The organism is Shewanella sp. 11B5, assembly GCF_002836795.1.
In the GTDB taxonomy this organism is placed as follows: domain Bacteria; phylum Pseudomonadota; class Gammaproteobacteria; order Enterobacterales; family Shewanellaceae; genus Shewanella; species Shewanella frigidimarina.
Genome location: NZ_PJAP01000226.1, coordinates 1 through 10072, shown reverse-complemented (window position 1 = coordinate 10072; position 10072 = coordinate 1). Strand labels below are relative to the sequence as shown.

5 protein-coding genes are annotated in these 10072 nt (G+C 41.9%); 1 reads left to right on the top strand and 4 read right to left on the bottom strand.

Features of this window, described 5'->3' with window-relative positions; all coding sequences use genetic code 11:
- A partial coding sequence (gene hxpB, locus CXF78_RS02250; protein ID WP_102035848.1) for a hexitol phosphatase HxpB occupies positions 1 to 531 on the top strand: 531 nt, incomplete at its 5' end.
- A gap of 347 nt (positions 532 to 878) precedes the next feature.
- On the opposite strand, the gene CXF78_RS02245 is transcribed toward hxpB, so the two are convergent.
- The 4 genes from CXF78_RS02245 to CXF78_RS02230 all read right to left on the bottom strand — a co-directional run.
- Positions 879 to 3143, bottom strand: a complete 2265-nt coding sequence (locus tag CXF78_RS02245; protein ID WP_102035847.1) for a patatin-like phospholipase family protein — start codon at positions 3141 to 3143, stop codon at positions 879 to 881.
- A 108-nt stretch (positions 3144 to 3251) separates the two neighbouring features.
- The gene (locus tag CXF78_RS02240) at positions 3252 to 7715 is read right to left on the bottom strand and encodes an EAL domain-containing protein (protein ID WP_102035846.1); all 4464 of its coding nucleotides are present in this window, start codon (positions 7713 to 7715) and stop codon (positions 3252 to 3254) included.
- A gap of 400 nt (positions 7716 to 8115) precedes the next feature.
- Entirely contained in the window at positions 8116 to 9546 is a 1431-nt protein-coding gene (lpdA, locus tag CXF78_RS02235) for a dihydrolipoyl dehydrogenase (RefSeq protein WP_011639189.1), read from the bottom strand.
- Positions 9547 to 9745: 199 nt separating this feature from the next.
- On the bottom strand, positions 9746 to 10072 hold a 327-nt coding region (locus tag CXF78_RS02230; protein ID WP_180957031.1), incomplete at its 5' end, for a 2-oxo acid dehydrogenase subunit E2.

Sequence of the window (10072 nt, the reverse complement as noted above, 5' to 3'; positions counted from 1 at the left end):
GTGGAACAAACCACAGGCTTGCGTATTGATCATGTTGTTAGCTATTGGTACCAACGTTTTCCTTGGCCAAATTACGACAATACAGCTACGGCCAATACCATAGTTAATGAAGTTGTAAGCCAAATAAAAGCCAATGGTGAACCAATGCGAGGCGTTATTGAGTCGCTAGAGGCGTGCAAACGTTTAGGGCTTAAAATAGGTTTAGCCACATCGTCATCATCATTAATTATTGAAGCTGTGCTGCATAAGCTGGCCATTGGCCATTATTTTGATGCGATTGAGTCCGCTGAAAATCTCGATTATGGCAAACCGCATCCTGAAGTATATTTAAATTGCGCTAAAGGACTGGGCATTGCGCCAGGACAATGCATCGCAATTGAAGATTCGTTTAATGGTTTAATTGCCGCGCGGGCTGCCAGTATGCAAACCGTAGCAATTCCTGCGCCCCACACTGCCACACAAACTAAATGGGTGATTGCCCATAACCAACTTGCTCATGCCGGATTACTGCCCGCGCTTCTAGAGGCCTAGACCGCTACGCGGATAGTCCGCTGCGCTTCTAGAGCGGACTTCGTCCTGCTAGGGACAGCTTCGCTGCGAGGACGATAACAAGCGATAACAGCGAACGCTGCGCTCACGGATAGGGCACTCTAGGCTTTTAGCTTTTAGCTCGATTGTTATCTCTCGTCATCGCTTGCCACCGCCCGTCACCAAGATTTTATAGCCTCTAGCAGCGAAGCGCTCTAGCCACTAGGCTTTTAGCTCGATTGTTATCTCTCGTCATCGCTTGCCACCGCTCGTCACCAAGATTTTATAGCTTCTAGCCGCGTAGCGTCCTAGCAGCGAAGCGCTCTAGGCTTTTGGCTTAGATAGACTGCTTAAAAGTTTTTACCAACAAATAAGTAAAATGCTGTTTCACCGCGGTCGGTAAAACCAAAACCTAATGCTGCAGGGCCCCAATCGGTGTCGGTTCCGAGATAGAAACTACCGGCATAAATTAAATCATCTAAATCGACATCATCACGATCAAACCACACATTACCAGCTTCAAGACTGGTGCCTAAATACAAAGGCAAGTCGGTTATCAATACATCACGGCCGAGATCGTATTGATAAATCACTGCCCCAAACACTTTATGTGCACCAATTAAGGTGTCTTTACGGAAACCCGACAAATTCAAGAAACCGCCTAAATCTGCCACATGCAAGGTAAAGTTACCGTCATTCTCTACGGTCGCCAGCTCCACCTTACCTACAATGGCGTGATTTCCGAGTTTCAACGCACCCTTCCAATCCGCTTCAAATTGCCAAGCAAGATCATCACTAAAGGTCGTATCGACATTGCTTAATCCATTGTAGGATTCGTCTCTTAAGTAGCTGACAAAGGTAATTCGATTACCTTCAGTCGGGAAGCTAATGCTGTTTAGGCTGTCGTAGGCCACTTTAAAATAGCCACCCGTTGAATGATAATCTAGTGAATCAACCGAGCCAAATTCACTGCTAACCCGACCATCTTCGCCGACAAAGCCTAATTCGATAATGCCATCTGAATTAAAGTTATAGCCGATACCTAAAACGATTTGGGCGACATTATTTTCGAGTTCTACATAACGGCTATCTTGATCAATTAAATCCCAATCTTTCATTTCATACTGGAATCGCGCTAGGCTATAAAATGTTTGATCACGATCTAATGGCTGATAAAACTCAGTGCCGACTAACTTTTTATACCCAAGTTCTAATTCATTACGCCACTCACCACCATTTTCGGTTAAGTCGGTCATGGTGTAAGCCAAGCTTAGCGTAATAGCTGAATCTAAGGTGAAGTCATCTTCCCAGTTAAAGCCTGCTTGAAAGTAATTCGGCCCCCATGATTTTGCTCGGGTGGTAATGGTTAAAATTCGGCCTTGCTCAACATCTTCAAACTCAGCATCGACACGCTCGAATTTATTCAATGAATACACTCGGTTTAAGGCTAAATTTAACTCTTCTTTGGTTAGTACAACGCCTTCGGTAATCCCTAAACGATCGCGCAGTAATTTTTCGCTGACTTTTGATTGATTATCAAAAGTAATTTTATAGATGGGTTTTTTAAGTGGATCGATCCACATTAAGCTTTGTTGTAATTTATCCGCTTGATAAGCCAAATAGTCTTGCTCACCAATACCAAGCGGTTCTAGCTTCACCAACTCTAATATAGCGGCATCTTCACCTAATTTAAGCGCTAATGGCATGATTGAAAAATCAGTGGTACTTAGGCTATCAATGGCGGGACGAATGAGAATATCACCAGTCGTCAGTAAGGTCTTTTGGCGGGCGGTGCTCGCTTGAGTCAAAATGGTTGAGAGCTGCTCTAGTACGGCAATAGTACTGTCCAAGTTTTCTTGTTTGGTGAGTGCAGAACCAATATCGACGGCAATAATGATATCTGCCCCCATGGCTTTCACCACATCGATAGGCATATTATTGGCAATTCCGCCATCAACCAGTAAACGACCGTTAATCAGTGCTGGCTGCAATGCTCCTGGTACTGTGGCAGATGCTTGCATGGCTTGTACTACACTGCCGCTGGATAACACCACCGCTTCACTGGTTGCCAAATCCGTCGCCACCGCTCGGTACGGAATCGCGAGTTCATCAAAGTCACCAAACTGTTCGACTAAGCCTGTCGAGTGACGTAATAGTTGAGACATGCTTTGACCACGTAACAAACCACTAGGTGAAGTTAAGCTATTATTGTTATAACCCACGGTCAGTGGAATATTAAACTGATCACGTTGCTGTTTATCGCGGTAGCTTAATTTATCGCGCGGAATAGTGTCTGAGTAGCCTTTAGACCATTCACCACTGAGCATGATTTCTTCAATTTGGTCGGCGTTATAGCCTAACGCGTACATACCAGCAACGTAAGCGCCAATACTGGTACCCGCAATGTAATCGACCGGAATATGATATTTTTCAAGTACTTTCAACACACCAATATGTGCAGCACCTTTTGCCCCACCGCCACTCAGCACTAAGCCAATAGTGGGTCTTTCTTTAGCGGCTTTTTTCGCAGCATAGACAGGTTGCACTGCTAGGCTAAAGCAAATACAGCTAGCCAAAAACCAGGTAGATAAGTTAAGGCGCAAAATTTGTTGCATAAATCATTCCGAAAGTAAGTAAAAACAACTTATTCTAACAAAATTTAACCAATACCCATACTAATGGATAGCAGCAAGAAGATTACCTTGGCATCATCAATGAACACATCATTCATTAATCCCCATTTGTCGCTTAATATCGAGCTCAAGTTCGGCTTTGGGCATCGGCTTGGCAAAATAATATCCCTGAATAATGTGGCAGCCACGCTGAACGACTTGTGCAAGCTGTTCAGATGTTTCCACGCCTTCAGCAACGACCTCAAGGGATAGGTTACGAGCTAATTCAATAATACTGCTCACAATGGCTTGATCGGCTTGATGGGTGTCAATATGGATTAAAAACGAGCGATCAATTTTCAGAATATTGACTTGGAATGAACGTAAATACGCAAGCGACGAATAACCGGTACCGAAATCATCGATGGCAACATCAATACCTAACTGCTCTAACGCGCGTAAATGCTGGCTGGCAATATCAATTTCTTTCATCAATACGCCTTCGGTAATTTCTACCGACAAACATCTAGCAGGCATACCAGTTTGATGCAATGTCGCAGTCAAAAAGTCGATAAAATCTGGTTGTCTAAAATGCATTGCAGACACATTAACCGACACTGTTATCTCGCTTTGATATCGCTGATGCCAATCTGCACCGTCGAGACAAGCTTGGGTAAGTACCCAACGATCAATCTCAACAATCAAGCCGCAAGATTCTGCAATACCAATGAACACATCGGGGTTAACCATGCCATCTTTTGGGTGTTTCCAACGAATTAATGCTTCAACGCCAACAATACTATTTTGTTGGTCGACATCTATCTGAGGCTGATAATACAATTCAAATTCATTGCACAGTATCGCTCGATGTAAATCAGCCTCTATGCGCAAGTGATACAACGCTTCTGCATTACGTTCTGCTGAATAATATTGAAAATGACCACGGCCTTCTTCTTTAGCGTGGTACATGGCTAAATCGGCGTTTTTAATCAAGGTTTCAGGCGTTTGATCATCATCAGACCAAATGCTAATACCAATGCTGGTCGAAATGAAAAATTCTCTTCCGTATAATTTAAAAGGAGTTTCTATTTGTTTTAATAACTGTTTTGCAATGTGGTTAATGGTGTCGACGTCTTTTGCATCACGCAGCAAAATAACAAATTCATCACCGCCAAAGCGACACAACAAATGCTCTTCAGACAAACAAGACTGCAGCCTACTTGCAGCTTCAACGAGTAATGCATCACCCATACTGTGGCCATATGAGTCATTAACATGTTTAAATCTGTCGAGATCTAAAAATAACAACGCTAGGGTTTCTTTCTGCTGCTTTGCCGTTTCAATAACTTGGCCCAATCGACGCGAAAACATCGCTCGATTAGCTAAGCCAGTTAACATGTCATTGTTTGCTAAACGGCGCAGATGTAACTCATTATGCTTACGTTCAGTGATATCTGAAAATACCACCACATAATGTAATGCCGAACCATTCATATTAAACATGGTCGATACATTTACCCAAACAGGGCATCGGCTACCATCACTACAATTAAACTCACATTCTCCAGTCCAAAAACGTTCCTTATCGAACACCTCTTCCATGTCAAAAGGCTCTACAGTCTCAAACACTAAATCGGAAAAAGGTTTGCCAGCTAAATCACTCTTTTTAGCCGCTAGAATTAAATTAGCCGCTGCGTTGCTAATTTTTATGTTCTTTTTCATGTCTAATATCAACATGCCTTCGGAGGTATTTTCAAATGCTTGAGCTAATAAATTGGCTTCACTTTCAAGGGTTCTTTGTTGAGTGATGTCGGTATACATCCCTGCAGCATAAATTAACCTTCCATTGTTAATATCTACCTCAATAGCGCGGCCTTTAATGCGTAACCAATGCCACTGATGATCATGCTGATTACGATATCGATACTCGGCATCAATCATCTCCACTTTACCGTTAACAAGGTCCTGCCACACAGATGTGATTCTCTCAACATCGTCTTGATGTATTGGGATATCTTCTAATTTAACGTTAATGTGCGTGTCTGGTCCTAATACCCCACCTCGGTTATCGAGTGACAGCACTTGTGTTGATGCATGCCATTCCCATAGGTCAGAGTCACTGCCTTTTAACGATTGACGTAGGCGTTCGTCACTTTCAACCAATGCATGATTCATTTGCTTAAAACGATGAATTTGTCTCTGTCTGTATAACAATATAATGGCGGCTATCAGCAAAATGCTAAAAATCAATGCACCAGTAAATTGTTGCGAGCGCCACCAAAACTGCTTTACCGTAAATCGATATTGAAATGGCTCATTCGACCACACACCATTTCTTTTATATAAAAGCTCAAGTGCATACGCCCCAGCGCTTAAACCGGTAATATTAATCTGTGACTGGCCCTCTAATAGCACGTAATTGCCAGAGTCTGCGCCATCTTTAACCAAACGATACTGTATGGTCATCGGCTTATCATCAAGGTAATCGAGTACGGCAATTTGAAAGCTAATTAAACTGGCTCCGGGTTCTACTTGCGACAATTGACTTGGAATGAGATAAACCTCGGTATTGTTTTCATAAAACACCGATACAGATTCAAGTATCACTTTGTCATTAACAGTGCGCGGCGCCAGTTTATCGAGGTCGATTAACATCGCTCCGTCTGGTGTACCCACAAAAAAGCCTTTAGCAGGATCATAAAATTTTGCCGACTCATTAAATTCATCGGAAATAAAACCGTCTTTATGGCTATACGAGCTGACTTTACCTGTCGCCTTATTAACCTTAATAATGGCACTGGCACAGCCAACGATATGATCTGTTTCAGTATCTTGTAAAAAGAACACCACTTTACAATCGATCTTCCACTGTTGATCCAGCGAAATAACCTCATCGGTTTGAGTATTGAATTGATAAATCCCTTGCTGGGACGTACCTAACCAGATAACACCCGGTGACACTTGCATAAGACTATTCATGGTTGGGACATTAGTAAAATCAGCAAATACATCCACTTTAGAAATATATTCGCCAGAGGTCGTCAAATAGCCAAAATGTTTACCGCCACTAATCCATAAATGGCCAGCATCATCCCTTAATAAAGCTTTATAAAAGGTATTACTCAATGACTGCTGCCCATCTGATAAAACTTGTAACGTTAAATCAGCATTACCATCTTGCCAATAATACAGACCTTTATTGGTGGTAAACCAAATAACATCTTTGTGTAGCTCATCACGATAAATCCCAATAACAATTCTATCGTTTAGTGACTCGTTACCACCGCTCCAAGTAGCGAAATCGGTACTGACATTAGTCTTTTTATTGACTACATATAAGCCACTGGTAGTGGCCAATACAAGATGCTCCGCGTTCAAGGATTCAATCCGGTAAATACTGTCGCTCAGTGCAAAACCTGTGGGAATAACCATGGTTGAAGTTTGGTTCTGAGTGTTAACTACAGACAAACCACCATCGGTACCTAGCCACACCTTATCGCCTTCGCTGTATACCGACCACACCATTTCATTATCAAGTTGATAGGGTGGCTTTTTAGAATAATCTTCAATTAAAAAATGAGGTTTACCAGCAATCACCGCCAACCCATCACCAGAACCACCAACCCACAATAAACCATCAGAATCCACCGCCATATCATGAATGTAATCAATATTGGCTCGCTGCTTAAGCTCGTCACGGTGTACGGTTAATTTGTTGTTTTCTGGACTCCAAAATATCAATCCTGCTCGGCTTGAAATCCACAAATCACCATTAAGATCTTGTTCCATTTGATCAACATAATAGGGGATTTCAGGCACCGATTGCACGGTAAGCGTCTCAGTATCGACCTTAAATAACCCTTTCGATGTCAGCATCCACACTCTTTGTTGTTTATCTTGGAACAACTTTCTGATGGAATCGTTTTTATCAGACCACGGAAATGTGCCAATGAAGGTTCCATCGGCCTGGTGCAGCTGAAGTTCGTGATTAGTCGAAAACAAATACTGGGAGTTGTGTAACTCAAGCGCATTGCGCCAAGGTAAATTGTGGTCTAATGAATGGCTTGGAGATAAAGACAATTGCTGAGAAGCATCATCAAAATAATACACTTGGCCAGAGTAAGCGAGCATCAGCAACCGTCCATCAAGCTGACGCTGAGTTGCCGCCACGCGAATACTTTTATTGATATTAGTCGCATCATTATCTTCAGGTTTAAGCAATAAGCTGAAGTGATTGTCTAAAATACTGTAAAGATATGACGAGGAATTAGTGCCAACAAGCAAATGGTCTTGGCCAGAATTAACGACTGTTGTAATCAGTTCATCATCAAGTACCGAATCAAACCCCACTTTATCAATACGCCTTACCTTGCTATTACTAACGCGATAAATACCTTGTTGAGTCGCTAGCCATACGTGACCATAACCGTCAAAACTAATGTCTTGAATAGTCGCATTAGCTAAACCATCTTTGGCGTTAAATACTCGCTGAACAATGTCTGCACTACATGCAGGTAATACCGTAAATAAGGATAATATAAAACAGCCTAGGCTTACCAATACAGCTCTGGTCATAAATTCAATTTATCCTTTACGTGATCAAATGCAGGCAAGCCCCACACGTAGTAAAAACAGGTTTATCGTCATCCACACATTAATCATCTTGGTGTTGTGATAATTTTTTTTCTGCAGCCAAAATCAACATAGGTTGTTGTCGTTATTCTGGACGATTAAAATGAGATTTTTATAAATAATATTAATGTTTTAACATTATTTTAATAGGAAAGTCACCCCCGAGCTAATCATAATTAGATTCACTTTCAATCAGACTAAATCGGCATGCTGCAAAATATCCCTATAACTGAATAGGGCTTACAAACAGTTATGATTAAGACTAGCCTAAAATATCAAAAAAAAGACAAAAAAAAGCATCCCGAAATGGAATGCTTTTTTAAGGCTATTTAGTTAGCGTAAATTACTTCTTCTTAACCGCTTTAGGGTTAGGTAAGTCAGTAATTGAACCTTCATACATTTCAGCAGCTAAACCGATTGATTCATATAAAGTCGGGTGAGCATGGATCGTTAATGCTAAATCTTCAGCATCACAACCCATCTCAATCGCTAGGCCAATTTCACCTAATAATTCGCCACCGTTAACACCAACAATAGCACCACCGATGATACGATGAGTTTCTTTGTCGAAAATTAACTTGGTCATGCCTTCGCTGCAGTCAGATGCAATTGCACGGCCGCTAGCAGCCCAAGGGAAAGTAGCTGTTTCATAAGCAACACCTTGCTCTTTTGCTTCTTTCTCAGTTAGACCCACCCATGCTACTTCTGGGTCAGTATAAGCAATTGAAGGAATCACTTTAGGGTCAAAGTAATGCTTCATACCCGCAATAACTTCAGCGGCAACATGACCTTCATGCACACCTTTATGAGCCAACATAGGTTGACCAACGATATCACCGATAGCATAAATGTGCGGAACGTTAGTACGTAACTGCTTATCAACATTGATAAAGCCGCGCTCATCAACATTAACACCGGCTTTTTCAGCAGCAAGAGACTTACCATTTGGTGAGCGACCAATTGCCACTAAAACAGCATCGTAACGAACAGGCTCAGCAGGTGCTTTCTTGCCTTCCATTGTTACGTAAATACCGTCGTCTTTTGCTTCAACTGCGGTCACTTTAGTTTCAAGAATAAGATTAAACTTCTTCTTGATTTGCTTAGTGAATACACGGACAACGTCTTTATCTGCAGCAGGAATAACTTGGTCAAACATTTCAACCACGTCAATTTCGCTTCCTAAAGATGAATACACAGTACCCATTTCTAGACCGATAATACCGCCACCCATTACTAATAACTTACCAGGAACTTCTTTCAGTTCAAGTGCATCAGTTGAGTCCCAAATACGTGGGTCTTCATGTGGAATAAATGGTAATTTAATTGGACGTGAACCGGCAGCAATAATCGCTTGTTCAAACTGAACAACGGTCACAGTGCCATCTTCTGCAGTGACTTCTAAGCTATTAGGACCAGTAAATTTACCAAAACCATTAACCACGTTAACTTTACGCATTTTAGACATTCCGCCTAATCCGCCCGTTAACTGGCTAATTACTTTGTTTTTAAAACCACGTAATTTGTCTAAATCAATCTTTGGCTCACCAAAAACAACACCATGGTCAGCAACAGCTTTGGCTTCTTCAATGACTTTTGCTACGTGCAATAGTGCTTTTGAAGGGATACAGCCAACATTCAGACACACACCACCAAGGGTACTGAAACGCTCAACAATTATGGTGTCTAAGCCTAAGTCAGCAGCACGAAACGCCGCAGAATAACCTGCTGGGCCTGCTCCTAGTACGACTACTTGAGTTTTGATTTCGTTGCTCATGATTTCCTCTAATCTTGTTCATTCCGTGTGAAAGACGGATCGGCCCAAATGTCGATGTCGCCAGCTTGAAACTTACGTTTCACTTCCAATTTCTTTCAATTGTGGACTAAAAAATTGGGATGGGCGCATTTTATACTCAAATCAATTTGTTTGAAACCGATCACAATAAAAAGGTCGCTCATATGAGCGACCTTTTGGGTTATAAAATCAATGTACGAATGTCTGATAGTATCGCAGACAAGGTCACACTAAAGCGTGCAGCCATTGCGCCATCAATAACGCGATGGTCATATGACAACGATAACGGCAACATTAATTTAGGTTCAAACTCTTTACCGTTCCACTTTGGCTTAATCTCAGATTTTGATACACCTAAAATCGCCACGTCTGGGTAGTTAACAATCGGCGTAAATGCCGTACCGCCAATGCCACCTAAACTTGAAATAGTAAAACAGCTACCTTGCATGTCAGCAGACTTAAGTTTACCGTCACGAGCACGGATAGAAATGTCAGTTAACTCACGCGA

What these genes read in the sequence shown, in the direction of transcription:
- CXF78_RS02245 (WP_102035847.1), bottom strand. Translation starts at nt 3,143, where the DNA reads ATGCAACAAATTTTGCGCCTTAACTTATCTACCTGGTTTTTGGCTAGC.
- CXF78_RS02240 (WP_102035846.1), bottom strand. Translation starts at nt 7,715, where the DNA reads ATGACCAGAGCTGTATTGGTAAGCCTAGGCTGTTTTATATTATCCTTA.
- lpdA (WP_011639189.1), bottom strand. Translation starts at nt 9,546, where the DNA reads ATGAGCAACGAAATCAAAACTCAAGTAGTCGTACTAGGAGCAGGCCCA.